This window comes from Bradyrhizobium sp. UFLA05-109 (genome assembly GCF_054185165.1).
In genome coordinates, this window is the sequence record NZ_JBBIAR010000093.1 from 1 (window position 1) to 26,905 (window position 26,905).

The window sequence follows — 26,905 nt, forward strand, 5'->3', positions numbered from 1 at the left end:
CAGGCATACGAACAAACGCCCCCAATCGCTGCGACGGTCCACTCGTGATGGATGAACGGATACGACTATGTGAGCAGGTCGGTGTAAGGCCGCCTGACTTCCATGGAGCCCTTGCCCCAGACGTCCTGCGACACGCCCATCGCCTTCAGAAGCGTCAGGCCGACGCGCGACGCTGGGCTGTTGTCGCCCGCGACATGATAGCCTGTCTTCATCCGGCCGCTGGCGCCGCCGGCCAAAAAGATGGGAAGGCCATCAACAAGGTGGACCTTGGCGAAGCTCTGATCTGTGAAAGCAAGGACCAAACTGTGGTCGAGAATGGTGCCGTCTCCTTCGGGCACAGCGTCCAACTCTTTCAGGAGCATCGCGAACAGCTCCATATTGTCGACATTAAACTGCGCAACCCGCGGCTGATAGCCAAGGACCGGATCGATAGGCTCTTCGTGAGTGGTCAGGTGATACCCCAAGGGGTCGCCGGGGACGAAGAGCTCGGATTCGGGTTTCGAGATACTGAGGTTGAACACTCGGGTCTGGTCGGTGGCGAGCGCCAATGCTCCAAGCCGCGCCATGAACGGGGTTACATTGCGAACGTTGGGAAGGGCATTGTTGCACACCATCTCGGCGGGCGCGGAAGGAATGGCGACCCTGGCCTGGATTTCGGGTCGCTGCAGCTCCGCGGCCACCTGCAATTCAGCCTCGCGCACCGAAGTGAAATACTGGTCCATGCGGGCCCGATCGGCGGGACCGAGGTTCTGCATGAGGAGCTTGCGGTTGTCGGCGACCGCCGAAAGCACGCTTTGCTGGATCAGGATCTGGGAGTCCGGTTTCCAGTCCTCCTTGGACGGATCCTGGAAGCCCGGCCCGAACAGGCGCGTATAAAGCCAAAGCGGTGACGCCTCAGCCGGTAACGTGTTTGCCCCACCCAGACTTGACATGCTTTGCTTCGGATCGCCGGCGGCAGACGCAGAAATCGACTTGAAGCGAGTCCCAGGTGAAATGACGTCAGCGATCTGCTGGTCGATGGTCTTGGATTCGAACTCGTACATCTTCGTGGGGGAGATGCCGGTGACGGCCGCCGCGGCGCCGGACCAATGCGGATAGTTGGGATTGTCATCGAGTGGGACGTGCAACCCGCTGAACACATTCAACTTGCTGCGAAACACCTCCAGCGGCTTCAGCTGAGGGGTCATCTCATAGTTCTTGCCGCCCGTCTTGGGAATCCACAACTGCTTGGTCAGGCCCAGACCGTAGAAGAAGGTGTTGAAGCGGGTCGGAAGCGGCCGTCCTGCGGCGAGAGCCTTGCCGTTGTTGTCCAGGAAGCAATCAAGAAACGGCAGGCCCATGACGGCCAAAGCACCTTGGCATGTGCCGCGGAGCAGAAATCTGCGAGCAATCTTCATGGTTGGCTCCTATCTACCGGACCGCGCCGTGGGGCGGAGCTGTTGTTCCGGGGGAAGGCGCAGGCGCGCCGAAGTAATCCTTGTCCTCGACCATGCTTTTTAGCAGTGAACGCCAGCGAAAACCGGAATCCGCGAAGGCCTGGTACGCAGCTTTGAAGGCCGAGGCGGGGACATTTTCGCTGTTCACGCCACGGGAATAGGAATACACCTTGCGCGCGAGGCAGGCGGTGTATTTGGGATCGTCGTGCAGGAATTGGCCAAGCCCAGCGGCGCCAACAAAATGCTTGCCCTTTATCGAGGCCGAAAGATCAATCAACTCTCCATTCTCCATCGTGCGGCGCTGACCAACGGTGTCAAAGCCCTCAAGGGCTAGGCCGATAGGATCGCTGTGGCTGTGGCAGGATGCGCAAGTGCTGTTGGTGGCATGCGCCATCAAGCGCTCGCGCACTGTCTTTAAAGGGCCGCTGGTATCATTGACCACTGAGAAATCCACATTGGCCGGCGGCGTGGGCGTGGGCTCGCACAGGAAAATATCCATCACCGCCACGCCGCGCTTCGTGGGTGAACTCCGGCCTGGATGGGAGAACATGGCTAGCATGCTTGCCTGAGTAAGAACGCCGCTGCGGCCGGAATCGACCGGAAATTCATAGGGCATCCATTCGCCCTCGAATTGGAACGGCTGCTGATAGTTGGCTGCCAAGTTGCGGTTGAGAAAGGTTTTGCGCGTGGTCATCAGGTCGCGCATGTCGCCGTTGCTATGCAGTGTCAGATCAATGACGGTGCGCAGCGTCTCTTCCTTCGCAGAATCGGCAATGCCTGAACTCCACTTGGGATAAAGGATGCTATCCTTGGAGACAGTGTCGAAATTGTCGAGCTCCAGCATGTCATTGAAGAATGCGCGCATCCCGACGTCCAGACGCGGCGAAGACATCAAGCGGTCGACCTGCTTCTCAAGGCCGCCGGCTGTATTCAGCTCACCCTTCTCGGCCGCCTGCAGCAGTTCGGCGTCGGGTGTCGTGTCCCACATCAGGTAGCTAAGGCGCGTCGCCCGGCTGTAACCGTCCAGCGCCCACTGCTTGTTGCCGACTAGCCCTGCGGTTTCGATGCGGAATACGAAATCCGGCGCCTGCAGCAAGCTAGCCAAGCCATAGCGCAGCCCGGCATAGAAGTCGTTCTGCGACTTGGCGAGGCCGTGGCTCAGAACGACCGCGCCCTTGATCTTGTCTTGGCTCAAGGGGCGACGGTACAGGAGCCGGCCATAATGACTCAATATCTGGGTTGTGCAGGCATCATCTGGCTCTTTGGACGCCTTGGGCGCGCAAGACAGCTTGCCGCGGTATTTTTCCCCGGTCACCTGGACCGCAATGCCGTCCGCCATATCAACGAAAGATTCAAAGCCGACGGGTGTCACTGAGAGCACGGAGGTGCTGGCGGCCTGCAAGCCGCCAACCCGGAACGTGGGCTCAAATGAGCCGCGCACTTCGATCTCCTTGCCGAAAATATCGGCAATGGAGTTCCGATACTCCGCCTGAGTCAGGCGTCTCATGCTCACCACTTGGGCATTGGTGGCAGCCGCGGCTGACGCAATGCCGAGTGCGCCGGAGACCATTGCTGCCGCAACCAAGGACGCTCGAACCGCAAAAATGGATCTACATCCCCGGCGCGGCCGGAGTGCGTGGTATGTGTCGCGGCATGGCCATGCTTTCATCGATCAGGCGCTCTACCTGCCAAGGAATGGACGGACGACCCCGCTCGCCTGAACGCGGCGCATGTCCCGAGCGATGTTGGCTTTGCGACGAAGCCCAAGACTGCGCATCGAATGATCGCTCGCGCGCTCGCCGCAAAGGTGCCTCCTCGTTCGTAGCGGCGGACAGCGTGTATGGCACGGAAGAGATCGAAACCCTGCTGCGTAAGGCAAGTTATTTTCTGGGTGTCGCTTCCAATAATGTGTTCCGTTCTTGGGGCAAGCAGCAGGCTTCCGCCGGCGCCGCCTCCGCAATCGCGCGGAGGCTTTCCAAGAAGGCCTGGCGCCGCCTGTTGTCCGGCGAAGGGACCAAAGGTCCGCGCTGGCATGACTAGGCCTATCTTGAGTGGCAGATCTCGAAGCCAGTGAATACAACGACGACCTTGTCGGGGAATGGACGCGGGGTCTTCTGGTCCGTCGCAAGGTTGCCGACGCCAGCTTGACCTTCTTCTCCACATGGTGCCGCCCCTTCCTGCCAGCCTCGTAGACGAGGCCCATTCCTATGGATATCAGCCTCAAGGAGTTTCTAACTGACCTGAGCTCCGCCATCTCCTCCAAGAATTGGTAGAGTCCATCACTCGGTTGGACTGAGACCATTCTTTGGACCGCCGGAAACTGGAGTTTTCGAACTTGCTTTTCCTCCGACGCGGCACAGATTCACAGGTTCGAGCACTCGTTTCCGTCGGGAGATCTTTCGCCTGCACCGAATGGACCGAGTGAAGGTTTCCGTGGAGCAGTTCCTGCGCTGAGTTCTTGGCCCTCTACCTGCTCGCTAGTATCCGCTGATCGATACGGCGGCCTTTGAAACGTCGTTGACGGACCTCTTTCTTGATCCAGACGACGGGCTCGGCTCTGTCGTTGTATGCGTTGACGTAGGTATCGATGGGATCCTGCAGTTGCTTGAGGCTTGTGAAGGAGGTGCCGTTAAGTGACTGCGTCTGCAAGATTGAAAACCAAACCTCGACCTGATCGAGAGCAAGGACGCACTTGTCGGCGTGAAATGAAATTGCACGTTGGGGTGAGTTTTTCCGGTGGCGACTTCGAGCGCGTCAAATAATGTTGTCGTGCCATGCCGTTTGTAATCGTTGCTCTGGCCGGTCAAGGCGCGGCCATTGAGTAATTTCACCCTGCGCTCGCTCCAAAGTCTGGACCGAGGGCTTCTCGTCCCACGCACAGCACAATGGCCTTTGCGGGCGGGGCAACATAGAGGGCGACAACATCGGCGGCTTTGGCCGTAAAGTTCGGGTCACTGCTCTCACACCAGGACTTGCGAACCGCCAAGTCAATCTTGTGGTTGTGAGGAACCGCCAGACATATTGGACGTCAACATTGCCCAGCGCCTCGGCCAGCAAAGGGCCGGTCCAGCGCGCAAACCCTTCCGGGGGTGGCTTGTCCAACAGCTTCAGAATTCGCTTGTCGGTCGTCTTCGTATAGATCGGCTGCTTGCCAGGCTGCGGCTTGTCCTTCAAACCTTCAAGGCCATGGTCCGGCATAGCGATGCCGAAGGCTGACGATCCATGGCTGGACCTTAACTTCCTTGGTCCGGCCGCCGTCAAAAGAACTATCCGCGCCCGCGTCAACTGTGATCAAGGGCAAGCCGAATCCGATCTTCCGACACGGGCGAGCGCCAGCTGGCCACACAGGGCCGAGATTAGCGTGACCAATGCCGCGCCGGCGGCCGGCGAAATCAAAAGGCGACTTGGCAGGGCTGCGCACAAGGCTCCAAAAAGCATTTGACCACAACCATAAACGGCGGAGGCAGTGCCAACGCGTTGTTCGTCTGCGCTCAGTGCCTTCGACAAGGTGAATGGGTTTATCAGCCCAGCACTAAAGGCGAACAACACCGAAGGAACCAAGATCGTCAGGGTGCTTACGAGACCAAAGAACGTCACCAGTAACAACATGAACGCGGAGACTATGGCCAGGCCATTCGTCCTCCGCGCCACTTGAAGCAAAGTGGTCGCGACTGAGAGATGTTGAGCAGAAATAGCGCCCGCAGCATGAGACAACATCAATAGCCCATAGAATACGCCGGCGATCGTCGCAGACCACTGAAGCGTCTCGACAAACATGCCCGTCCAGGCGCCGACGATCGCATACATGCTCGCGGTCGTGGCAATTCCAGCGATTGAAAAGCCCAAGAACTCCCCTGAAATCCGGCCAAAGAATACTATTCGCTTCGCTTTGGGATAGTGCCCTTGCTTGGCATCCCCACAGGGATTTGTCTCAGCAACACGTGAGATTGTGTATGCCAATAAGCAAGCTGAAAGCCCACAAAGAAACAGAAAGTTCGCTCGCCACCCGCCCAAGTGGGCAATCAGAAGGCCGACGAGCGGAGAGGCGACGGGCATAGACGAGACGACAACGCTGAGGATTGCAAGCCGCCGCGAGGTATCCAGAGCGCCAAATCCATCTCTGGCCATGGCCCGCGCCAAAACGACACCGGCGGATGCTCCGCATCCTTGGATAAATCGTGCCGCACAGAGCTGAAGTAGATCACTCGCCAGGATCGCTGCCCCGGTTGACACGGAGTAGATGAGTAGTCCGAACAGCAGAATGGGGCGGCGCCCCATGCTATCCGACAAAGCTCCGAGAAAGAGCTGGCCGCCGGCTAGTCCAACCAGGTACAAGCTCAGGACAATCTGTACTTCAGCCGCGTGCACATGGAGATCGTCGGCTATCATCGGCAAGACGGGAACGATGATGTGGGTGGAGAGCGGCCCAAGACCTCCAAGAAGCCCGAGCACCGGGATTGAGACAATCGGTCGTTTGTTTGCAGGCGCCATACGACAACGTGGCCTTTTGGTATGAGGTGGGCGCAACATTTGTCGGGCACGCATCAGGTAAACGAGCCTCGCTCTCCAGCAAAATGCCTGACTTTGAAACTCTCCAGCACAACGCGGCGGACGCAAACCACCGTGATGGTCGGGCGATGTGGCCGTCGCTGCATTTGGCAAACATTTTTGCGTCCCATCATCTCGAACGTTCGTGACGCTTCTACACTTCATGTCATACGGTAACAGCAATCGTTCGAGGTGGATGCGTTCGCGTGCGCATGTCAAACATCCTTAGTTCTATGGTTCGATCCGACTATGTAGCGGCCGCTCGATTAGCAAGATGACCTGCATAAACGTGCGACAGATCAGGAGGATGCCGCAGACCCAGCTTCTCACGCAAAGTGCCCGCGCGGATGGCAGAAGGGAGCAGGCCGCGACGTTGCAGTTCCGGGATCACTAACTCCTTAAACTCGTTTATGGAGCCCGGCAGCAACGGCGGCATCACATTAAAACCGTCTGCAGCTCGCGCGCTGATCCACTCTTCGATACAATCGGCAATCGTTGTAGCGGTGCCCACGACTTGCAGATGACCTCGAGCGCCAGCGAATCGCTTGATCATCTGTCCGATTGTTAGAGATTCGCGACTGGCGCTGTCGACGAGCAGCTTCTGCCTGCTCTTGCTTGAATTCGTCTCATTGATAACTGACGGGAGCCGGTCGTCGAGAGTAAGCCCAGACAGATCGACGCCACCGAGAATGCGGCTAATGAAAGGAATGCCCACTTCCGGATGCAGCAAAGATTGCAAGCTTTCAAAGCGATCCTCGGCTTCGCGCTGGGTTCGCCCAACTACTGGAAATATACCGGGCATGATAATGAGCTCGTCTTCGCTGCGATCATAGCGCTGGAGCCGCGCCTTCAGGTTTGCATAGAACTCTCTCGCGCCCGCGAGATTCTGCTGGGCGGTAAACACCACCTCGGCCGATGCGGCCGCCAGATCCTGACCGTCTTCTGAAGATCCAGCTTGAACAATTACCGGATGACCCTGTGGGGATCTGGGAATGCTCAAAGGGCCACGGACGGAGAAGAGTTCCCCTCGATGCCCAAGCACATGCATCTTACTCGGATCAAAATAGATTCCTGATTCCTTGTCGCGGACGAAGGCATCGTCGTCCCAGCTATCCCATAGGCCCTTGACAACCGAGACGAACTCCCGAGCACGACGATATCTGGTCTCATGGGGCGGAAGATCGTCATTGGATAAATTCAGCGCCTCGAATTTGCTCGCCGAGGTAACGACATTCCATCCAGCGCGTCCATTGCTTAGATGATCGAGCGAGGCAAATCTGCGTGCGACTTGATAGGGATCATTATAGGACGTGGAAGCAGTTGCCACCAGGCCGATAGCCTTTGTGAACGGCGCTAGAGCTGAAAGAAGAACAATCGGATCATAACATTCCGTTCGCGCGCTGCGGCTGATCATTGGGACATTGTCTGAAGTGATGCCGAGACTGTCAGCAAGGAAGACGAGGTCGAAGAAGTTACGGTCCGCGGCCGTCACGATGTCCAGATAGCGCTTGAACGCCATCCCCTGGCCCGACATTGCGTCCGGATGACGCCAGGCGGCCTCGTGGACACCGTCAACTAGCAGGAACAGACCTAACTTGATGTGGCGTGTTTGCTTGGGCATCATGGTCGTCCTCATGCTCGGTAGGGACTCTGCTAGAGGGTGCTGAACTGTCGCGCCGGCTCTTTAGCTTTTAGACACTTTGTAAGTCCAAGCTCTTGTCCGCCAGGCCGTCCTTAATGATTGAACCCTGCCGACCCGAGCGCGAATTTCTTCCAGAAGAGCTACCCATGCCGTTCGTCCAATTTGGCTCGGAACGTAGTGAGCCGATCGCCAAGTCGCCATGAAGGTCTCCGGTGACAATTCGTGCCAATCCAGGCGATCGCAATATATGAAGGGCTTAAAGTACGACGAGTTATTGATAGGCTCGATGGCCTTCTCGGCGTTTGTAAACGTCTGAGAGATTGCAGATGAAGACGCGCGCACGAGCTCATCGATAGAACGCTGAAAGGTATCGACCACGAAATCTCTGGGGTTCCAGAGCACGGTAAGAAAGCCGCCCCGTCGAAGGACGCGGTTACATTCCTTGAGCGTCCGTTGGGGTTCGACGAATTGAAACGCGTTTCCTATTAAGATCCAGCTCGCGCTCTCGTCATCCAACCCAGTTTCTTCAGCCGCCCCGGTGCGCCATTCAAACAAGTCGTCTCCGCGACCAAGACGCCGCGCCTCGGCGTGCATCACAGCCTCTGGCTCGATAGCCCATCCTTCAAGGTCCAGCGATACCAGCGTCGCTGTCAAATTCCCGGTTCCTGCGCCCAAATCAACCACGTTCCGCCGGTTCTTTTCTATCTGGAGACCTGAAGATAATGTTTTCAGAAGTTCTGGAGAGTGCGGCGGGCGCTGGCTGTAGTCGCGAGCGCTCGTCGTGAAATCACCCCACTGGATCGCACTATCCATCGTCAAGCCCTCCGGCTGCGTCGCTGTTTTGAGCTGGTTTCTTCCCGATCACCGCGCTTCAGCTCATATAGCCCGACAAGGCCGGAGATGTGATGCGGTACGCGGGTAATAACCAGTGCAAACCCGAGTTTTATGTAGAAGCCGCTGACGCGCTCTTGTGCATAAAGCCAGACTGAGACTTCACTGTCCGTGATCAGATTGCATACGCTTTCGACCAGTTGGCGCCCAAGTCCCGTTCCGCGCAACTCGCTGACAACTGCGACCCCTCGAATCCGCCACGCGGCAGTGCTGTCCAATGGGGGAGGCGCCGGCTCTCTAACAGCCGACGCAACCCCAAGGAATCGATCTTGCGATCCCGCAGCCACGTGAATGCTGTCTGCTAGAAGATCGCCGGGCGAAATCGTGTCCCTGGGGTGTCTTTTCGGTCGAAGTTCTGATGCTCGCAGCGGGATAACGGCTGCAAGTGGAACGCGCATCATTGATATTGTGTGCATATCCACTCCTTAGCCGTGTGCCTTCAGAGGCACGGCATCGGCTGGACCCTGCCTCGTCTTGTGGATCTCTCGGCCTAGGATTTTGTCCAGTATTGAGAGCCCAACGACGAGGTCGTTGGTGGTCGGCGGCGCCGTCAGCGACACGCGGACCGCGTTTGGAATTCTAGAGTCGTTGACAGCGAACACTTTTGCAGGACGTATGAGAATGCCGCACGTCTTTGCGGCGTCCACAAGCGTCTGCTGCTCGATACAGTCCGGCAACGGCATCCAAATGTGGAGGGAGCCGGACTTCGTCACGTACTCGGCAGCCGTCAAGATCTCGGATGCGATCGCATGACGTTCGCGAATCTCGGTCCTTACGGCACCGATGATTTTCTGCGCAAGACCGGCGCGTATCCAGTGGTTTATTGTGAGAGCGGATAGAGCGTTTGGAAACCACCAGGATAATCTCTGTACCGGCGACACCAGTTCCCGCGCGCGTGTAGCGCTAGGCGCGAGTAGATAGGCAAATCGCAAACCCATCGCAAAGCACTTCGAGACGCTCATGCAATACCACGTAATGTCCGGCGCAAATGCGGCTATGGGGGGCGGGGCATCGGGATGCAGAAAGCCTAGTACGTCGTCCTCAATAACCGTAATCCCAAGTCTCCTGCACGTCTCCGCGAGGCGGACTCTCCGGGCCCTTCCCATTACCGCAGTCGTTGGATTGTGGACCGTAGGATTGCAAAACAACACTCGCTGGCCCGATCTTCCGAGACAGCCATCCTCAAGGGCTTCGGGAATTATTCCCTCTTGATCAACCGGTAGACCGACCAGCCTCAACCCAGCGCGTGTCGCGAGTTGCCTCAATACGGCATAAGTAACTGATTCGGTGTACAGGGTTGCTCCCGGCTCGATCATCCCAAATACTAGGTTCAGCGCGCTCTGCGTGCCATTTGTCACAACAATCCGTTCGGGGTCGAGTTCTTCGCCAAAACGGCCACGAAGCCAGCGCGATCCGGCTTCAACGTCTTCCTTTGCTCCGCCCGGACGGTTGCGGCGGATATTCACTGCGGTCGTATCCGAGTGACAAATCTCCTGAAACGCCTGTTCGAGCGCTTCGCGGATAATGTGCGGTGCGGGCGGTAGGGCGGTGGTCAGGTCGATCGAAAACTTCAGGCTAGAGTCAGGCATCCATTCCTCCAAACAGTTATCTTGGCAGCAATTCGTCTATGTTCTCGTTGCCAATATGATGGATGCCCCAACGCAGAACGCGGTTATGACGAAATACATGACGCCAGCCGTCTTGGGCACTCGGAGGGGCGCAACATGCAAGACAGCAAGAACGACGAGGACGAACGCAAACAGGTTCGGAAAGATCGCCTCTGGAATATCCGGGCGGAACAAGAACATCATCGCCGTTACCGGTACCACGTAGGTGGTTGGCACTCCGATGAACCGGCCGCCTGGAGATCCGAACACATTGAAGTAGCTTAACCGCAAGGCGCTGGCTACAAGGAGAATCGCTCCCGCAGCAACTGAGATCGTTGAGCCATGGCCGATGATGATTGACGTTACTGCGGGAAAGGCCCCGGCACTCACCAAGTCGGCGAGAGAATCCAGATTCTTGCCGACCTGCCCTGTCTCAATCCGGCGGCCTTGCATCCGGCGCGCCACGACGCCGTCGAGGTGATCAGCCAGCAACGCCCAGAGCACGATGGCTACGCCGATCTCTGGCAGACCCGCGATCGTAACGTTGATACCGATGGCCGAGAGCACGAGACCGACTGCAGTCACGGCGTTGGCCGGATCGAGAAGCTGCCGGATCATTGGAGCCCCACGCGACAAGCAATCTGATGCCAAAACATCGGGGCTGAGGAACGGCGGTGATGCGGTAGCGAAGTCGCATCATCGGCGCGCACCTCCTCCGTATCCGTTGATCTTTCGGCGGACACCGTCACAGCGCGCGGCGTGGCATGTCCGAATTGACTGCTCATGATCACTTTGACGTCGTTACAGGGCCATTCAGTCTGCCAGTAGGACGCGGCCTCTGACTGCGGAAAATTCGCTCGGCTATGCGAAGGTCTGCCGCGCTGTCGATCTCAAACCATTTCAGGTCATCGCAGATCGCTGCCCTAATCCTCAGCTTACCGTCAGCGATTAAGCCGGCAAGAACCTGTTCGACATAGGCCGTGCCGCCCCCGGAGGCGAAAAGGGCATCTAACCGCGAAACGAGATGATCCTTCAGCGTGTCCCCGCCGAAGCGGAAGAGGTTGATGGTCTTGTAGAGTGGGTCCTTTGATAGGTCCGCACTGCTTTGGTTCAAACGGAATTCCCGCACGTAGTCGTCCTCAGATAGGGTCACGGCCGAGCCGGTCATCATTTCATCGAAGACGTCGACCGCTGCGATATCGCCTTCATGATCGAGCAGGCGAGACAGCGCAGAACTTTCGAAAATGACATCACCTTCCAACAGGAATATGTCGCCATTCATTAAGGTGTCGCGCGCGAGCCAGAGCGAATACGCGCTGCCGGTGTTTTCGAATTCCGAAGATTCGACGTAGGTTATTTTCATGCTGCCGTATGCGTCGCCGCAGGATGCCGTGATGTCGTCCTTTCGATAACCGACGACAATGGTCGTTTCGGAAACGCCGAGAGCAGCGAGATTGCCGAGCGCGTTGTGCAAAATCGGCGTACCATGTACTTCGATTAGTGGCTTTGGCCGTGTCTCGGTTAGAGGTCGCAGGCGTGAGCCGAGTCCCGCTGCAAGAATGACGGCTTGGCTTGGAGTGTCTGGCATGATGTTGGCCGTCTTCGATTGCAGGCAGCGGGGCGGAACCGATCATTCAGTTCCAAGTGTTCAGAGTTGCGGTCAGTCGTTGCAAGCCTTTGTCGAGCAATTCGAGATTGATGCCGTAGGAGAGTCGAATCCCGGCAGGGTCGCCAAAGGCGGTGCCGGAAACAGTTGCGACCCCCGCATCCGTCAGCAAGGCATTAACAACGTCATCGGCATTGATTTCGCGACCATCGCGCTTGGCGCGCCGCAGCAATTCGGTAAGATCAAGATAGAAGTAAAATCCACCTTGCGCAGCGGGCGAGGGCACCGATTTCAGCTCTGAAAGAATCGACAGGCCGCGCGCTCGTGCGTTCGCGACGTGGTTCTGTAACTGCAGTTGGAACGAGGGATCACCGCGCTCCAGGTAATGGAGCAACGCATGCTGTGCAATGACATTGGGATTGGACGTTGTATGGCTTTGTAGCGCCTTAGCCGCACTGATGACCACCTTGGGGCCGGCGAGATAACCAATCCGCCAGCCGGTAAGGGCCAACGACTTGGAAAACGAATTGATAATCAATGTGCGATCGCGTGCCTGGGGGACGACAGAAACGACCGGATGATGGGTATGTGGGGCATGGGCGAAAGCTCCGTAGCATTCATCGAAAATGATCCAAAGATCCCGGTCCATGGCGATTTCGGCAATGCCAGCAAGAATGTCGCGGTCGTAGATAGCGCCGGTCGGATTATTCGGCGTGTTGACTACGATCGCCTTTGTCTTTGACGTAATGGCCGCCACGAGGTCCGTAAGCCTCGGGACATAGTTGTTATGTCTGGTCTCGATAAAGACCGGCTTGCCGCCGGCAACGACAATCTGGGCCGGGAACGTAGTCCAGTAGGGGGCGGGGATGAGGACTTCGTCCCCGGGATTCAGAAGAGCCATAGCCGCATTGAAGAGCGCTTGTTTGGCGCCACTCGTCACCGCGATCTCGTCAGCCGACCAGGGTTGCGTGGTTTCGGCGGAAATCTTGTAAGCTAGGGCATGGCGCAACTCCATCAGACCGATCGTGTCAGTGTAGCGGTTGAGGTTGCGGCTGATCGCGGCGATTGCACCCTCGCGCACCGATGGTGCTACATCGGCCCAGATCTCTCCGGCAGTTAAATCGATAATTTCCTTGCCCTTCGCGGCAACTGCCTTGGCAGTGGCCCTCGCCGCGGCGGTGCCCGACGGTTTGAGCAAGGCTGTCCGTTGCGCCAACATGCCGTTTCCTTCGATCCAAAATGCCGCTGGTTGCCGCGGTGGCGTAGAGTCTGCCGGGAAGTTTGTCGAAAAGTGACCTCAAACGAAGGAGTTATGTTCCGCGTCGGTCGTTCTCCGAGATGGAGCCAACGGGTGGAAATGCGCAGAGCGACCATCTAAGAGGTGCCATATCTCCAATGTCGGAAGAGCAAAAAAACGAGTCGTACAAGGGGAACCGTGGCGATCGGGCAGTCGGTTGCATGGCAGCATTCTCTAACGAGTCTGTTGTTCTGTGCATGAGAAACAACTTCCGTAGGTCATAGGGGAGTCAGATATCGCGCTTCCGCACGAGCGAGTTCGTCATACCCCAACAACGCGAAGATCTCGTCGAGGGTCGCGATACGCGGCTCAACGCCGGCAATGCTTTCCTCGGTCATGATGTCATCGCAGACTTTCTGCATTGCTGCCGTTGCTGCTCGCATGGAGTGGTTCGCCCAGATCACCGTCGAGACATCGGCATCGCGATACGCTGAGACCGGTGTTCGGAAATATTTGGTAGGAACGATGACGACCGGCAGTCGGTTCTGCCAGGCGCTCACAAACGAAAGGATCTCGTCCGCGCTGCTCTGTCGTGAGTGGATGAGAATCGCATCGGCTCCCGCGTCAGCGTAAGCGTGAGCGCGCAAAAGTGCTTCATCCATTCCATAGCCGCCGATCAGGGCTTCGGTCCGAGCAACGAGGACCAGCTCGTCCGCAACCGTATCCTTCACGGCCCGCAGACGGCCGGAGAATTCATTGATATCGGCGAGGAGATGCCTCTCGCCAACAAATGAGTTTGTCTTTGGAAAACAGCTGTCCTCGAGTGCGATGCCGGCTGCGCCACGCTGACGGAGCTTGCGTGCCAAGAGGCGTGCATTATTGAAGTTCCCAAAGCCGCCATCGCCGTCAACGAGCACAGGAAGCTCGGCCGAGTCCACGATGCGCTCGACAACGTCGACGAACTGGCTCCATGAAGCTTCGTTGGCATCGCGGTAGCCGAGAGAGGTGGCAATCGACAGGCCCGACGCCCAAAGACCTTCGAATCCTGCACGCTTGGCGATCGCGGCGGAGAGTCCGTCATGCGCTTCCATGAGGAACGAGAGCTCGCTATTGCAGCAGACCAGAGCGCGCAGCATTTCTACGGACGACGAAACAGCCGACCGGCTAGGTCTGTTATCGAATACATACTGTGGTTGATGTTGCATGCCGAATTCCTTGCAGGTCACGTTGGACCTACCGACGTTCATCAAACGACAGGTGACACGCTTCTGTCATGTAGATCAATTGCTAGCGTTGGTAGTTGACTGAGGCGCAAAAATGTTATGTCGCGGTCGAATTTGATGCATGGCGTCGCGAGTGCCGTCCTGACAATCATGAAGCGTGCGATCGTTGGGAGCAGAACTGAAAAACATACGTTCGATCGGTGTCCATTTGCCCGCCGATTCTGTCATCGCTGCTTCAATGTCCGATCGTGACAGTCTTCTCTGTTGGAGCCTCGGGCGGGGCGCTAAGCCCTTAGGTTCCTCACATTGTAGGACCTTTCGGGTTGGTCGAGCCGTTCGAATGGTCGAATTAACGCATGGGGCTCTCGCCGTTGACTCGGATCACGGTGCCACCTCAACATGCACAATAGTTGCCGTGAATCAGTGTTTCAGGAGCAAACCTGGAGCTAGGGATTTCTCTACGGATCTCTCAGCAACTCCCCTGAGCAAGCACCGGTGAGGTCGAGCTCATCTTCGATGACGACTGTCGAAGTTGCGACAGGCTGTCGGGTCGACACGAGCAGATGTTCTTACAAATCAAGCACCCACAATTGGCACGAGCCTTGAAAGGTGGATGTTATCCAGCATCGCCACCATAACGAGTCGGAGTGATGGCATACAAGATTGACGCTTCTCAGTTCACTGGAAGCGGCGGATATGAATTCGACCGCTCTAACGCCGCTACGCGCTTCGATGCGTGTCCGCGCACGAGTTTTTCAACGTGACCGGACACACGGGCATAGCGGCTCGTGGAGCCACCGACGCGCGCGCTCTCTACGGCGCCGCGGCCGTGCCGGGCGCCGTGCCTGCCGGTGCTGACGTCCGTGATGCCGCCGACTTTGAGCAGCTCGGTGCCGAGGTGCGGCGTATGGATGCCGACGGGCCAGCCGCGGTTGATTGGCGAAAGGTCAGTACGCTGTCGCTTCATATCTTGGCGAACCAGTCAAAAGACATTCTGATTGCCTGTTGGGCTGTCTATGGTCTCTTTCGCCTCGAGGGATATCAGGGTCTTGCCGTCGGATTAACAATCTTGCGCGGCATGGTGGACGCACATTGGAAAGGACTCTATCCCCCGATCAAGCGAGAACGTGCACGGGTTGGAGCGGTCGATTGGCTCGTCGGTCGCCTTGGGCCGGCGGTGGCTGAAAATTCGGCGACTGAAGCCGATTATCCTGCGGTGCTTGCCGCCTATGAAGCGCTTGATGATCTCGATCGCCAGTTTGGCGAGAAATTGGTCAACGAGCACGTTGCCTTGGGTGAGCTTTTCCGGGTGCTGAAGCCGCATTACGAGGAAGCCAAATGCGCGGCCGCCGAGGCAGCGGATCGCGTGGCTGAGGCGGCCGGTGTCGAAGAGACCTCGGCCGCGCCAGTGGAGGCTGTGCCGTCGGCTGGGGGGGCTCAACAGGCGGCCGCAGATCTGGCTTTAGAGGCCGGCGTCGATGACTGGGCGGACTTTGCGGAGCGTTTGCCGGATATGCTCCGGCAGGCAGCTGCCGCCATGCGCGTCGCCTCGCCGGCAAACCCGAAGTCCTATCTCCTCAATCGCGTCGGCTCGTGGATGCGTTTCGACGCGCTCCCGCCCGATTCGGGGGGCCGCACCGAGGTATTTCCGCCCGCCGATAGCATCGTCGCGTTAGAAGCAAAAGTGGTGGCCGGTCAGCAGGCCGATGTCGTGAATTTGGCCGAAGAGGTCGCCTGGACGGGACCGTTCTGGCTCGACGCTCACCGGCATGCTGCCGAGGCGCTGGAGCAAATGGGGTCGTCATTTGAAACGGCGGCCACGGTGGTACGCGGAGCGGTGACCATGCTGGTTACACGCTATCCGCGGATCTTGCAGTTTCATTTCAACAACGGCAGGCCGTTTGCAGATGACGAAACGCGTGCCTGGGCCGCCGCGGTGATAGACGTGACCACGAGCCCTGATCTCGTGGAGGAAGCGGTCGCGGACGCATACAAGCTCATCGGCGGCGGGCAGCCGCAAGCGGCGCTGGAGAGGCTGTCGCGTGCGCTGGATGGCGCGACCGGCGAACGTGCGCGTTTCGTCGGCCAGCTTGCGCAAGCACGTTTCTGCGTCGAGAACGGATTCGTCACGACCGCCGTGCCGCTGCTCGAGCACATTGAAGGGGTTGTCGCTAAGCGCGACCTGGAAAGTTGGGAGCCGGCGCTTGCGCTTGAGGCTGCCGAACTGCGCTTCCGCGCAATGACCCATTCCGAGTCGCAACAGATGATCGACGAGCCTCGCCGTCGCCTCGCGCTGGAACAGATCCGAACCCGAGCGGCACGGATCGACATCGCGCGGGCGAGCCGCCTAGGTCACGGCTGAGTTCGTCAGAGCCAAAGGATTAATGGGAGCTCGTATGGCACAGGAAAGCTCGGTCGCTCCGAAGGAGCGCGTTAATATCCGCTTCAAGCCGGCAACCGGCAATCTCAAGGAAGATGTCGAGCTGCCGCTCAAGCTGATGGTTTTGGGCGACTTCACCGGGCGGGTCGATGACTGTCCCATTGAGAACCGAGAACTCGTCGATATCAACAAGGACAACTTCAACGAGATTGTCAAAGGTAAGGAACTAAGCCTAGACATCTTGGCTGAGAACAAGCTCGACGAATCGCCTGAGGCCGGCAAGCTGTCGGTAACGCTGAAGTTTGAGAGCCTGAAGGATTTCGAGCCAGAGCGTGTCGCGCAACAAATCTCAGAAGTTCGCGCGTTGACCGAATTACGCGCAGCTCTGATCGCTCTGAAAAGCCCGCTTGGCAACGTGCCTAACTTCCGCAAAGCCATCCAGAATCTGCTGGAAGACGACGGCGCTAGGCCGCGGCTACTTGGCGAGCTCACCAGCAAGCCGGAGTAAGCAGCATGAGCGACGGTGCCATGAGTAATGCAAGCGCACAGCAAACCGCCGAAGTCACCACTCCGACCACTGAGCTTTCGCTGCTTGATCAGGTTCTCGTCGAAACCAAAATCACACCACGCGACGAGGGGTACGAACTCGCTCGCCGGGGTGTCGCGGCTTTCGTTGCCGAGCTGATTAAACCGGGCCGGGCCGATGGGAAGGTCAACAATTCGCTCATCGACCAGATGATCGCGGAGATCGATCGCAAGATCTCGGCTCAGCTCGACGCTGTTCTGCATGCCGATGAGTTCCAAAAGCTCGAGGCGGCATGGCGCGGCCTCAAGTTCTTGGTCGACCGAACCGACTTCCGTCAGAACATTAAGTTAGAACTTCTTAGCGTCAGCAAGGACGAACTGCTCACCGACTTCGAAGACAGCCCGGAGATCGTAAAGTCCGGTCTGTACAAGCTCGTCTACACAGCCGAGTTTGGCCAATTTGGCGGCCAGCCCGTCGCAGCCATGATATCAGCCTATGAATTTGGCAACTTGAGTCAGGACGTCAAGCTCATGCGGTACATGAGCGCTTTGGGTGCTATGTCGCATTCGCCTGTCATTGCCTCAGCCGGGCCTGAGATGTTCGGCATCGAAAGACATGAGGAGATTGCGAATCTCAAGGACCTGCAATCGATCTTCGAGGGACCGAAATATGCCAAATGGAATTCGTTCCGCGAAAGCGAGGACGCTCGCTATTTCGGCTTGACGCTACCGCGCTTCCTGCTGCGCTTGCCCTATGGACCTGAGACGGTTCCAGTAAAGAGTTTCAATTACCAGGAAGCTTCGGATGGCGAGACAGACAACTATCTGTGGGCTAACGGCGCCTTTGCTTTTGCAACCCGCCTGACCGAAAGCTTCGCCAAGTACCGCTGGTGTCCAAACATCATCGGCCCCCAGTCAGGTGGGGCGGTGGAGGACCTCAATCTGCATACCTATGAGTCGATGGGGCAGTTGCAAGGTAAAATACCCACGGAGGTGCTTATCTCGGACCGGCGCGAGTTCGAGCTCGCCGAACAGGGCTTCATTGCCCTGACCATGCGCAAGGGCTCGGACAACGCAGCTTTCTTCTCGGCCAATTCCGTGCAGAAGCCGAAGTATTTCGGCAATACCCAGGAAGGGAAGACAGCCGAGCTCAACTACAAACTTGGTACCCAACTTCCCTATATGTTCATAATCAGCCGGTTCGCACACTATATCAAGGTGCTGCAGCGTGAAAACATCGGCTCGTGGAAGAGCAGGGAAGAGCTGCAGAGCGAGCTCAACAACTGGATCCGCCAGTATGTTTCCGATCAACAGAATCCGTCGGCAGATGTCCGCTCGCGCCGTCCCTTGCGTAAGGCGGAGATCGACGTTGAAGATGTCGAAGGTGAACCGGGCTGGTATCGCGTCGGCATATCCGTCGTCCCGCACCTGAAGTACATGGGCGCGGATTTTGCTTTGACGCTAAAGGGTAGGCTCGACAAGCAATAAAGGCGTGGGCACGGGATGTTCGACCGCAGTCTGATTGAGCGCTTGGAAGAAGCTGCCGTGACCTTAGTTCCGTCACAGAACCATTTTTCGTTCGCCCGGCTCCAAGCGAGTATCCTAGAAAACCTGCGCCGGATCTTGAACTCGCGCCAGGGCTGTTGCGAGACGCGGCCCGACTATGGCATGCCCGATCTAAACGATGCGATCGGGCAGGGCATCGATGCGGTTCGCGCGGTCGCTCGCATGCTCAAGCAGGAGATCGAGACGTTCGAACCCCGATTGGGGAATGTTTCGATCCGCTTCCATGTCGATCCCGGCAAGCCGTTACAGCTGACGTTCCACGTAACCGCAATGGTGAACTTTAACGACCAGGTCCAGCGTGTCTCGTTCGACACGATCTTGAGCGACGACAGGCGCGTCCTCTTGAGGGACTGAAGCGGTGGCCCTCAACCCATATTACGAAGATGAACTGTCCTATTTGCGCGAGCTTGGCCGCGATTTCGCCCAGGCTAGTCCCGAGCTCGCTCCCTTTCTCGGGCGGAATGCGACCGATCCGGACGTAGAGCGGCTCTTGGAAGGCTTCGCCTTCCTCGTGGCGCGGCTACGTCAGAAGCTCGACGACGAGTTCCCAGAACTCGTCCATGACCTGTTGCGGATGGTATGGCCACAATATCTCCAACCGCTGCCGCCCATCACGACGCTGACGTTTGCCGTGAAGCCATCGGCGAGTGTTGGGAGCGTGAACGTTCCTGCTGGCACAAGCGTGCGTTCGCGTCCGATTGAGGGAACTAGTTGCGCGTTTGTCACCTGCTACCCAATTGACGTGCTGCCACTGGAGATCAATGACGTCGAGCTTGAGAACCGGACGAGTTCGGCTCGCCTTACCCTAACTATCAAGGCAACCGGTCGGCAAAACCTGTCATGTCTTCGGAAAGGCCGGCTGCGGCTCTTCTTTTCGACTGAGCGCGAGCCGCAAGTGGGTCGCTCTCTATTGACCTGGCTGTGCCGTCACGTCACGGGCGCGACGCTCACCGTGGGGGATCAACAGGTCGTCGCCATCATTGGGCCAACACAAATCGCGCCAGTCGGTTTTGGCGATGACGAGGCGGTTTTGCCTTGGCCATCGAACGCCTTCTCAGGATTCCGGATCATTCAGGAATATCTGACTTATCCCTCCAAATTCCTCTACGTCGAATTGTTCGGTCTCGAGCCGGTCGCGACCGAGACGGAGAGCGAGTGCAAGCTAAGTATCGAATTTCATCGTCCGTTCCCCGCGCAATTGCGCTTAAGCAAGGATCAGATTCGCTTGAACTGCACGCCAGCCATCAATGTCTTCGCTCATGAGGCGTCACCGATCCGCATCGAGCGTAAGAAAACCGAATACCGCGTGCTTTCCTCGGGGGGACCGAATTTCAGCATCCGTTCTGTCGATCGCGTGACCGGCCACATGCAAGGACATCCCGAACGCATTGAGTTCGAGCCATTCGGTCTATTGCGCCACGATCTGCCCGGGGCCGGTCGCAGCCGGGCTTATTTTCGTGAGCGCATTCGCCCCGCAGTGATCGGCCGGGGCATCGATCACTATGTGAGTTTCGTTGATCGGCTCGACATCACCCAACATCCACCGATCGATGTCGTCTCGCTTCGATTGACCTGTTCCAACGGACCCATCGCCGAGCGGCTGCCGGTTGGTGCGGTGGATCAGCCTTCCTCCGATACGCCTCGCTCGGTGACCTTCTCCAATATTACCGCCGTCGTCGCAGAGGTGCCACCACCGATCAATGACGGCCTATTGCGCCGCCTGACGGCTAATCTGGCGCGCAATTACGGACCCATGGTCAATATCGATGCGCTGCGGACTGTTATTTCCAGCTACGATTTCCGTGCGGTGTACGATATTCAGGCGCGCCGTCGCCTGGAGCTGTTACTCGAAGGCCTCGACCGCTTCGTGACCACCGATACCGATCATGTGGTGCGCGGCGCCCCGATCCGAATGCGCAACATCGAACTCTCCGTGGCCGACAGCAAGATCGGCAGCGAGGGCGAATTATTCCTGCTGGGCTCGGTACTCGACGCCTTCCTCGCCACCTTCGCCGGCATCAACATGCTGCACCGGTTTTCGGTCCGCGGCACGGAAAGCAATGCGCACTACACATGGCCAGCGAGAAGCGGAAAGATCACGCCGTTCTGACGGCGCCCGACGATGTCAAGGAGCTCGCGGCTTACGGATTTTTCTCTCTTGCAGCCCTTCTTGAACGGCGCTTCAGCGATGCTCCCCCAATCGGATCCACCGATGATCCCGCGCGCGAGGTGGTGCGCTTCCGCGCGGCGCCCATGCTCGGCTTTCCCGCAGACGAGATCGCGGAGATCAGGCAAGTCAACGCCGGCGAGCGGCTGGAAGTGTTCGTCAATTTCCTGGGGCTCCACGGCCCATCGTCGCCGCTGCCCCCTTCTTACACCGAACGTGTCATGCACGGGGACGCCCCTGGAGCGCTCGGCCAATTTTTGGACTTTTTCAATCACCGTCTGATTAGTCTGCTGCTGCAAATTTGGAAGTACTATCGCCACCATTTGCGGTTCGAGGAGGGAGCAACTGATGCGATATCGGTGCTGGTCGGTGCGCTCTTTGGGCTCATGCCTGCGGAAAACACAGCTGATGAACGGAAATGGCGGGTCCGGCTGCTGCCTCATGCAGGTCAGTTTGTCTTGTACAACCGATCGGCACCGCTCTTAGCCGGCGTAATTTCGAGCCATTCGGGCATTCCAGCCCGGGTAGAAGAATTCATTTGGCGCGAAATCGATATTCCGCAGGAAGCGCTGTGGCGTCTGGGTAGCCCTGGTATACAGCTCGGCTTTGATACTGTCGCTGGCGAAACGATGCCGGACATAATGGGCAAATTTCGGTTGTGCCTCGGTCCGCTCAGCAAGCGGCAGTTTTTGTCGCTGCTGCCCGCTCGCGAGGCCCACGCCATCCTTTGCCGTCTTATAAGTGCCATCTTGCGCGAACCGCTAGCCTGGGATCTCAAGCTAGAACTGGCGCCCGGAGAGATGCCGGAATGGCTTCTCGGTGAAGGAGAATTGGGCTGGACGACATTGATCGAGCCTCTCAAGGCGACCGAGAGCTCAGTCCTGTTGTGATTGTCATCGCAAGTTCATTCGGCAGGTTCGATGTATTGAAGTCCGGCGCGCTCGCTTCTGGCAAGCCTTCGTCTTTGACACATAGAAAGGACGAACCCAGACGGTAGAGCAGCAGGCATCGACCGCCGAATTGGCTGCCGAGCCCGCGAGGATCGGCGTCTCTGGCGAGACGAAATGAAGGTGTCATATCGGAGCTCGGCGCCAGGTTGATGCTTGTCCAGTGTCTAACAGCCATCACGCCTCTGTCACGTTCAGAACATCGGCCGTGATTTGCGGCGTCCTATTTTTCAGATGCCAATCAGTGGCTTGAAGAGTCAGCGCCGTTGGCACGGCGGTTGCTAACAGGATGCCGCAATGCCGAGAGAGGGTTTAAGTGCAGACCGACAAGCAAGACAAGCGATGCTCTTCGTCTCTCGTACCTGTGTACCTCGCTTCTGAGAGGGAAAACTCACTGCGTCCTTCACCGTGCTTGAGAGCGCACGAAAGCCGAATCGGTCGATCGACCTCACAACGTGGTGCAAGGAACAGGTGCAAGGGAGGTAGCCACGTTGGCGCCTCGCACAAGTCTGGTCTGGTGAGCGCATAGCAGGCGCGCTGAAAAAGCAAAGTCGAACAAGGCTGGGATGCATCTCATACTCGAAATTATCGGGGAGAACGCGCAAGCCCTGGGCCGAAACGCAATACGGACGTTCGGCCCGGAAGGTGGCGTAATCGGGCGGGGACTAGGCTGCAACTGGCAACTGCCGGATCCAACCAATACTCTATCGGCACGCCATGCGCAGATCGCTTTTAACGGTATCGGATTCTCTATCACCGACACCAGCACGAACGGCGTCTACATCAACACCATCGACGCGCCGTTGGGGCGAGGCAATACGGCGCCGTTGGCCGATGGCGATACATTATACATGGCAAGCTACATCATCTCGGTCACGATCGAGTACGATCCTGACGAGAAACGTCAGCAGCTCGGCTTAACGAGCTCGAACGCCGTGCGCACCAGCGGCGCAACGCCGACGGTGCCATCGCCTTCAGTCGCCCAGGAGCTTCCTGACGTGCCCCTTACGGCTCCCGGGCTGTTGGGCAGGGATACAGATCTTCCGCTCGATCCGTTAACCGGGATAGACGCGTGTCGATCGTCTTCCCATCCAGCTGCGCAAGAGGGGCTACAGGCGGTCGTTTCACCACAAGTGCGCGATCTATTGTGCCTCCTTGAAGACGAGGCACCCGGTAAGGAAGGGGGACCAGCTCGGCCGGATCTGCTCGCGGACTTGCCTCCGATGGCGCGACACTCGAGCGTGGCCGACACGGAGATGCCGTCCCCGCATGCGCGGCTGCGCGAACCTCCTTCACTTCCGTTGCCGCAGGCTGAGATCTCGTTTGATGAGCCATTGCTCCCGCCGACCACTCTACTCAACGAAAGCTGGAATGCACCGTCAACTGGCCGCTCTGCACCGATTATTCCAGAGGACCTTGACATTGGCGATCTGCTGCGGGGAGAGGGGGCGTTCCCAGTGCCGCCGCCCGCGCCGCTACGAAAGACGAATTCCCGCCTCGACGCACCAAGCGCCTCGCTTCAGGCCGTGCCCGATCCGGTGAGTTCCGCTTCTACCGATCGCGGGCCATTGAGCGCTCCCGGTGCATCGGATGTTCGTCCTGGAGAACGCAGGCCTGATGGGTCGGCGGTCGTGAATGAGCGGGCTGCGCGGACGTCGATCGACGCGGTTCACGACACAACGCGCATTGCAGCCTCACTTTCCACCGCAGCGTCGCCGGCAGAATCAGATGAACTCCAGGAGCTCTGGAACGCACTGGGGGTAGATCCGGGGTGTCTGCCGTCGGCGCAGCGCCGGGAGGTCCTCGCTGAACTCGGCCGCGCGGTCACCGAAATGGCCGACGGCCTGCAATTGATGCTGGCTGCATGGACCATAGTCAAAAGCGATCTCCACATTGAGCCAGCGCGGGGGCACGCAGGCGACAACAATGTATTCAAGGTCATGAACAGCGGTCATAGCGCGCTGCGCGAGGCGCTTGCGAAGGATCACGCTTCGCTGCCGCTTTCCCGATCAGTCCGTGAAGCGTTCTGCGACATCAAGGCGCATGAGGTCGCCGCCGTAGCGGCGATGCGCGCGGGGGTCAGCAATGTCCTGACAGATATGAGCCCACAACGGATCGAGAGTGATGGCGTCAATAAGGGTCTCTTTGGCGCACGCATCTACAAGGCCAAGCTGTGGGACCGGTTTGTTGAGCTCCATGCATCGATGGTCAATGACATTGATCGGACTGTGCGCACCTCTATCGCAGAAGAGTTTGCGAGAGCCTACGATTCGTGGCTGTCGGAACCTGGCCCAAGCGAGTGGAAGGCAACATGATGGTGTCGCCGTACAAACTTCAGCGGCGATCTCTCGTTAGCGGAGCATTGCTGGTGGCGGCCGTAGGAGCCAGCTGTTCGATCGATAAGAGCCTGAAAACAACGCCAATCAAAGTCGTCATCCAGGCCGATCCGCTGGTCAATCAGAACGCGCGCGGTGAGCCGTCGCCTGTTGTCGTACGCATTTATGAGCTGAAGTCGACGACCACTTTCGACAAGGCGCAGTTCTTCGAGCTGTTCGACAACGACGCCAAACGTCTCGGGCCGGACTTGGTAGCTAAGCGCGAGACTGAACTTAAGCCTGGCGAGAAATACGATTTCGAGCGCAATACGCCCATTGACACTCGCTATATCGGCGTGATCGCGGGTTTCCGACTGGGGAACGATGCACAATGGCGATCGACGGCCGAAATCAAACCCGACCGAGACAACACGATTGTGGTGAAATTGACGGCGCATGCGATCAGCGTGGAAGCCAGCCAAAATTGGTGGAAAATCTTCTGATCGCCTCTGTTGCTGTCGCGACGGGGCTCTGAGCAGATCCCGACTGTTGGAGTTCCCAAGGCGACATGGCGATGTCTGTGACGAGTAAACCGATCTGGTCGGAAGGCATGTTGGTGCGGCCGCAGCACCTGCAGCAATACGACCGCTGGATCGAGCAACTGCTCGAGAATCGCGTCACCGGTCTGATCGGTCACGGTTGGGGTGTTCGGAAGATTGTCTTCGATCGCAGCTGCCTCGCGCTCGGGCAGATTGTCCTTACCGAGCTCGAAGCGATTATGCCCGACGGCACGGCGCTTCGCTTGCCAGAGCACGGCCAGCTTCCACCTGGACGAGCCCCTCCGGCCGCGGCGAAGAACCTGCTGGTCAAGATCGCTGTGGCGCGGCGCCAGCACACCGGCAATGAGCTCCCTCCTGGAGACCCTACGAGCCGTTATCGTCAGGAAGTCCTGCAGATCCGGAACGCGACTGCGCCTGAGAAACCTCCTGTCGATATCAATGTTGCAGCGCTGGCAACTCATCTTGTGTTCGACGGTGAGGAGCAGGGCGAGTTGATTACAATGCCCATTGGACGAATCCACGAGATCGATTCGACCGGGGCCGTTACGCTGGCTGATACCTATCTTCCGCCGGCCCTCGATATCCACGCAGTCCAACCGCTGATTGCGCTGTTGAACGAGGTCAGGTCGCTGCTTCGGACCCGCGCTGAGGCTCTTGCCGCCCGCGCCGATCCGTCACGCTCGAGGGCCGATGGCGCAGGACTGATCGATCTTGTCACATTATCCATCGTGAACGGCGCCGAAGCCGTCTTTGACCATTTCGCAGCGACACGCGGGCATCATCCCGAAACGCTCTTCCGGGCGCTGCTCGGCCTTGCAGGACAGCTGTCGAGTTTCGCCGGCGACCGCCGCATACCCGCAGATATGCCTGCCTATTGTCACGACGATCTCGAAACCGGTTTCACGGCTCTGGTACGTATCCTGCGCGAGCTCTTGTCCGTCGTGATCCAGGGCGCCGCGATATCGCTCCCGCTGCAGGATCGCGGTTACGGCATCCTGATCGCTCTTATTGCCGATCGCGCCTTGTTTCAGGATGCTCGCTTCGTTCTCGTAGCGGTGGCGAGCGTGGCGACCGAGACGCTGCGTATCCAGCTTCCTGCGCAAATGAAGGTAGGCTCGGTCGAGCAGATTCGAGATCTCGTCAATCTTCAGCTCCCGGGTATTCCTGTTCGCGCGCTGCCCGTGGCGCCGCGCCAGATACCCTACATTCAGAGCGCCGTCTATTTCGAGCTCGATCAGTCAGTGGAGCTATGGCGCACACTGCCGCGATCTGCGGCCTTCGCTTTCCACGTCAGCGGTGACTACCCCGATCTGCATCTTGAATTCTGGGCCATCCGTGGAGAACGTGTGGCTAACCAGGCTGAGAAACATGGATGAGCCGACAGTCATTGGGCGCAGACCGCTCGCTCCGACCCGAAATATTCAACGCGGCCAATCTTCCCTTCGCGTTCCGTCCAGGGTCGCCGCTGCGAGGTTTCCCGTCGCGCCATCACCACCGGCTGAACCCGGCGAAATTGGGGTCGCCGACCATGCCGAAATTGTCGCGCACGGTCTGTTCGATCCGACCGCACTGGAAGACACTTTGGTTGCGGCCGCAACACCGATCCTTTTGGTTGTCGCGCAGCTTCGCATGGTCGAGAGCGCCGATATAGGGGCGATGCGCCGTGGAGCTGTCGAGCAAATTCGTCGCTTCGAAGAGCGTGCCGTCAAAAATCAGGCGCGCCGCGGCGATGTGAGCGCTGCTCGTTACCTCATATGCGCGCTGGTCGACGAAGCTGTGATGACCACGACATGGGGCAGTGAAAGCGCTTGGAGCGACAATAGTCTGCTCAACCAGTTCCACAACGAGACGTGGGGCGGCGAAAAGGTCTTCCAGATCGTCGAGCGCGTCCAGGCTGAGCCTGCCAAATACCTCGCACTGCTTAAGCTCGTCAATGTCTGCTTGCTGATGGGCTTTGAGGGCAAATATCGCGTCATGGAAGGCGGCCGCGAGCAGCTTGAAGACCTGCGCTCTGAGGTCCATCGCCTTTTGGGAGAATACACGACCGCGCCGCCTGCTGAACTGTCGCGCGAATGGCGTGGCATCAGAGCACGCACAGCCGTGCGCAATTACGGACCCTTGTGGATTATCTTCGCCGTCGCCGCTTCTGTGATGCTCATCGGCTACGTCTTTTTCCGATGGCGCCTCGGAATCCAAATGGCAGCTGTCGAGCAGCTGCTCGAGTCGATCGGCCGCTCAGGACCGCTTTAGAGGGA

At 58.2% G+C, this 26,905-nt stretch carries 21 protein-coding genes and 2 pseudogenes; 11 read left to right on the plus strand and 12 right to left on the minus strand.

The genetic code is table 11. From position 1 onward, the window contains the following. Nucleotides 1–65: 65 nt before the first annotated feature. Both Q3C01_RS40455 and Q3C01_RS40460 read right to left on the minus strand, forming a co-directional pair. On the minus strand, nt 66–1,397 hold the full coding sequence (locus Q3C01_RS40455; RefSeq protein WP_458150919.1) for a DUF1552 domain-containing protein: 1,332 nt from the start codon (nt 1,395–1,397) through the stop codon (nt 66–68). A gap of 13 nt (nt 1,398–1,410) precedes the next feature. Then, nucleotides 1,411–3,021, minus strand: coding sequence for a DUF1592 domain-containing protein (locus tag Q3C01_RS40460; protein ID WP_458150920.1), 1,611 nt, complete (start codon nt 3,019–3,021; stop codon nt 1,411–1,413). A gap of 40 nt (nt 3,022–3,061) precedes the next feature. Between Q3C01_RS40460 and Q3C01_RS40465 the strand changes: the two are divergent. Next, nucleotides 3,062–3,604: pseudogene (locus tag Q3C01_RS40465) on the plus strand (transposase); the annotation flags it as partial. A gap of 298 nt (nt 3,605–3,902) precedes the next feature. Here Q3C01_RS40465 and Q3C01_RS40470 read toward each other — a convergent pair. The 10 genes and pseudogenes from Q3C01_RS40470 to aepX form a co-directional block, all read right to left on the minus strand. Continuing rightward, nucleotides 3,903–4,683 (minus strand): annotated as a pseudogene (locus Q3C01_RS40470) (IS630 family transposase); the annotation flags it as partial. A gap of 44 nt (nt 4,684–4,727) precedes the next feature. Beyond that, nucleotides 4,728–5,927, minus strand: a complete 1,200-nt coding sequence (locus tag Q3C01_RS40475) for an MFS transporter (RefSeq protein ID WP_458150921.1) — start codon at nt 5,925–5,927, stop codon at nt 4,728–4,730. Nucleotides 5,928–6,231: 304 nt separating this feature from the next. Then, nucleotides 6,232–7,608: an LLM class flavin-dependent oxidoreductase gene (locus Q3C01_RS40480; protein ID WP_458150922.1), complete on the minus strand. Its 1,377-nt coding sequence runs from the start codon at nt 7,606–7,608 to the stop codon at nt 6,232–6,234. Nucleotides 7,609–7,668: 60 nt separating this feature from the next. Continuing rightward, nucleotides 7,669–8,439 (minus strand): class I SAM-dependent methyltransferase, encoded by a 771-nt coding sequence (locus tag Q3C01_RS40485; RefSeq protein WP_458150923.1) that lies wholly within the window; start codon nt 8,437–8,439, stop codon nt 7,669–7,671. A gap of 2 nt (nt 8,440–8,441) precedes the next feature. Further along, nucleotides 8,442–8,933 (minus strand): GNAT family N-acetyltransferase, encoded by a 492-nt coding sequence (locus tag Q3C01_RS40490; RefSeq protein WP_458150924.1) that lies wholly within the window; start codon nt 8,931–8,933, stop codon nt 8,442–8,444. Between the two features lie 9 nt (nt 8,934–8,942). Next, nucleotides 8,943–10,106: an aminotransferase-like domain-containing protein gene (locus Q3C01_RS40495; RefSeq protein WP_458150925.1), complete on the minus strand. Its 1,164-nt coding sequence runs from the start codon at nt 10,104–10,106 to the stop codon at nt 8,943–8,945. A 36-nt stretch (nt 10,107–10,142) separates the two neighbouring features. Next, nucleotides 10,143–10,742, minus strand: a complete 600-nt coding sequence (locus tag Q3C01_RS40500) for a CDP-alcohol phosphatidyltransferase family protein (protein WP_458150926.1) — start codon at nt 10,740–10,742, stop codon at nt 10,143–10,145. 169 nt (nt 10,743–10,911) lie between these two features. Further along, complete coding sequence (locus tag Q3C01_RS40505; RefSeq protein WP_458150927.1) at nt 10,912–11,712, minus strand: phosphocholine cytidylyltransferase family protein; 801 nt, start codon at nt 11,710–11,712, stop codon at nt 10,912–10,914. 46 nt (nt 11,713–11,758) lie between these two features. Then, complete coding sequence (locus Q3C01_RS40510) at nt 11,759–12,949, minus strand: pyridoxal phosphate-dependent aminotransferase (protein ID WP_458150928.1); 1,191 nt, start codon at nt 12,947–12,949, stop codon at nt 11,759–11,761. A 296-nt stretch (nt 12,950–13,245) separates the two neighbouring features. Then, a complete protein-coding gene (gene aepX / locus Q3C01_RS40515; RefSeq protein WP_458150942.1) occupies nt 13,246–14,103 on the minus strand; it encodes a phosphoenolpyruvate mutase in 858 nt (285 codons plus the stop codon). 847 nt (nt 14,104–14,950) lie between these two features. Here aepX and tssA point away from each other — a divergent pair. From tssA to icmH, 10 genes are all read left to right on the plus strand, one after another. Next, nucleotides 14,951–16,552 carry a type VI secretion system protein TssA gene (gene tssA / locus Q3C01_RS40520; protein WP_458150929.1) on the plus strand — a complete coding sequence of 534 codons (1,602 nt, stop codon included), beginning with the start codon at nt 14,951–14,953 and terminating at the stop codon, nt 16,550–16,552. A gap of 34 nt (nt 16,553–16,586) precedes the next feature. Beyond that, the gene (gene tssB / locus Q3C01_RS40525; RefSeq protein ID WP_458150930.1) at nt 16,587–17,078 is read left to right on the plus strand and encodes a type VI secretion system contractile sheath small subunit; all 492 of its coding nucleotides are present in this window, start codon (nt 16,587–16,589) and stop codon (nt 17,076–17,078) included. Between the two features lie 5 nt (nt 17,079–17,083). Beyond that, nucleotides 17,084–18,583: a type VI secretion system contractile sheath large subunit gene (tssC, locus tag Q3C01_RS40530; RefSeq protein ID WP_458150931.1), complete on the plus strand. Its 1,500-nt coding sequence runs from the start codon at nt 17,084–17,086 to the stop codon at nt 18,581–18,583. 15 nt (nt 18,584–18,598) lie between these two features. Beyond that, entirely contained in the window at nt 18,599–19,015 is a 417-nt protein-coding gene (gene tssE / locus Q3C01_RS40535; RefSeq protein ID WP_458150932.1) for a type VI secretion system baseplate subunit TssE, read from the plus strand. Nucleotides 19,016–19,019: 4 nt separating this feature from the next. Further along, the gene (gene tssF / locus Q3C01_RS40540) at nt 19,020–20,771 is read left to right on the plus strand and encodes a type VI secretion system baseplate subunit TssF (RefSeq protein ID WP_458150933.1); all 1,752 of its coding nucleotides are present in this window, start codon (nt 19,020–19,022) and stop codon (nt 20,769–20,771) included. Beyond that, nucleotides 20,735–21,718, plus strand: a complete 984-nt coding sequence (gene tssG, locus Q3C01_RS40545; RefSeq protein WP_458150934.1) for a type VI secretion system baseplate subunit TssG — start codon at nt 20,735–20,737, stop codon at nt 21,716–21,718. Before tssF ends, tssG begins: the two co-directional genes overlap by 37 nt. Nucleotides 21,719–22,341: 623 nt before the next feature. Next, entirely contained in the window at nt 22,342–24,090 is a 1,749-nt protein-coding gene (locus Q3C01_RS40550; protein WP_458150935.1) for a type VI secretion system-associated FHA domain protein, read from the plus strand. Beyond that, nucleotides 24,087–24,593 (plus strand): type VI secretion system lipoprotein TssJ, encoded by a 507-nt coding sequence (gene tssJ / locus Q3C01_RS40555; protein WP_458150936.1) that lies wholly within the window; start codon nt 24,087–24,089, stop codon nt 24,591–24,593. The genes Q3C01_RS40550 and tssJ overlap by 4 nt, the downstream gene beginning before the upstream one ends. Nucleotides 24,594–24,658: 65 nt before the next feature. Then, nucleotides 24,659–26,026 (plus strand): type VI secretion system baseplate subunit TssK, encoded by a 1,368-nt coding sequence (gene tssK / locus Q3C01_RS40560; RefSeq protein ID WP_458150937.1) that lies wholly within the window; start codon nt 24,659–24,661, stop codon nt 26,024–26,026. Next, nucleotides 26,019–26,900 carry a type IVB secretion system protein IcmH/DotU gene (gene icmH / locus Q3C01_RS40565; RefSeq protein ID WP_458150938.1) on the plus strand — a complete coding sequence of 294 codons (882 nt, stop codon included), beginning with the start codon at nt 26,019–26,021 and terminating at the stop codon, nt 26,898–26,900. The genes tssK and icmH overlap by 8 nt, the downstream gene beginning before the upstream one ends. The last annotated feature ends 5 nt before the right edge of the window (nt 26,901–26,905 follow it).

Excerpts from the sequence above, each read along its gene's own strand:
- Q3C01_RS40455 (WP_458150919.1), bottom strand. The coding sequence starts at position 1,397 with ATGAAGATTGCTCGCAGATTTCTGCTCCGCGGCACATGCCAAGGTGCT.
- Q3C01_RS40475 (WP_458150921.1), bottom strand. The coding sequence starts at position 5,927 with ATGGCGCCTGCAAACAAACGACCGATTGTCTCAATCCCGGTGCTCGGG.
- Q3C01_RS40480 (WP_458150922.1), bottom strand. The coding sequence starts at position 7,608 with ATGATGCCCAAGCAAACACGCCACATCAAGTTAGGTCTGTTCCTGCTA.
- Q3C01_RS40485 (WP_458150923.1), bottom strand. The coding sequence starts at position 8,439 with ATGGATAGTGCGATCCAGTGGGGTGATTTCACGACGAGCGCTCGCGAC.
- Q3C01_RS40490 (WP_458150924.1), bottom strand. The coding sequence starts at position 8,933 with ATGCACACAATATCAATGATGCGCGTTCCACTTGCAGCCGTTATCCCG.
- Q3C01_RS40495 (WP_458150925.1), bottom strand. The coding sequence starts at position 10,106 with ATGCCTGACTCTAGCCTGAAGTTTTCGATCGACCTGACCACCGCCCTA.
- Q3C01_RS40500 (WP_458150926.1), bottom strand. The coding sequence starts at position 10,742 with ATGATCCGGCAGCTTCTCGATCCGGCCAACGCCGTGACTGCAGTCGGT.
- Q3C01_RS40505 (WP_458150927.1), bottom strand. The coding sequence starts at position 11,712 with ATGCCAGACACTCCAAGCCAAGCCGTCATTCTTGCAGCGGGACTCGGC.
- Q3C01_RS40510 (WP_458150928.1), bottom strand. The coding sequence starts at position 12,949 with ATGTTGGCGCAACGGACAGCCTTGCTCAAACCGTCGGGCACCGCCGCG.
- aepX (WP_458150942.1), bottom strand. The coding sequence starts at position 14,103 with ATGCTGCGCGCTCTGGTCTGCTGCAATAGCGAGCTCTCGTTCCTCATG.
- tssB (WP_458150930.1), top strand. The coding sequence starts at position 16,587 with ATGGCACAGGAAAGCTCGGTCGCTCCGAAGGAGCGCGTTAATATCCGC.
- tssC (WP_458150931.1), top strand. The coding sequence starts at position 17,084 with ATGAGCGACGGTGCCATGAGTAATGCAAGCGCACAGCAAACCGCCGAA.
- tssE (WP_458150932.1), top strand. The coding sequence starts at position 18,599 with ATGTTCGACCGCAGTCTGATTGAGCGCTTGGAAGAAGCTGCCGTGACC.
- tssG (WP_458150934.1), top strand. The coding sequence starts at position 20,735 with ATGGCCAGCGAGAAGCGGAAAGATCACGCCGTTCTGACGGCGCCCGAC.
- Q3C01_RS40550 (WP_458150935.1), top strand. The coding sequence starts at position 22,342 with ATGCATCTCATACTCGAAATTATCGGGGAGAACGCGCAAGCCCTGGGC.
- tssJ (WP_458150936.1), top strand. The coding sequence starts at position 24,087 with ATGATGGTGTCGCCGTACAAACTTCAGCGGCGATCTCTCGTTAGCGGA.
- tssK (WP_458150937.1), top strand. The coding sequence starts at position 24,659 with ATGGCGATGTCTGTGACGAGTAAACCGATCTGGTCGGAAGGCATGTTG.
- icmH (WP_458150938.1), top strand. The coding sequence starts at position 26,019 with ATGGATGAGCCGACAGTCATTGGGCGCAGACCGCTCGCTCCGACCCGA.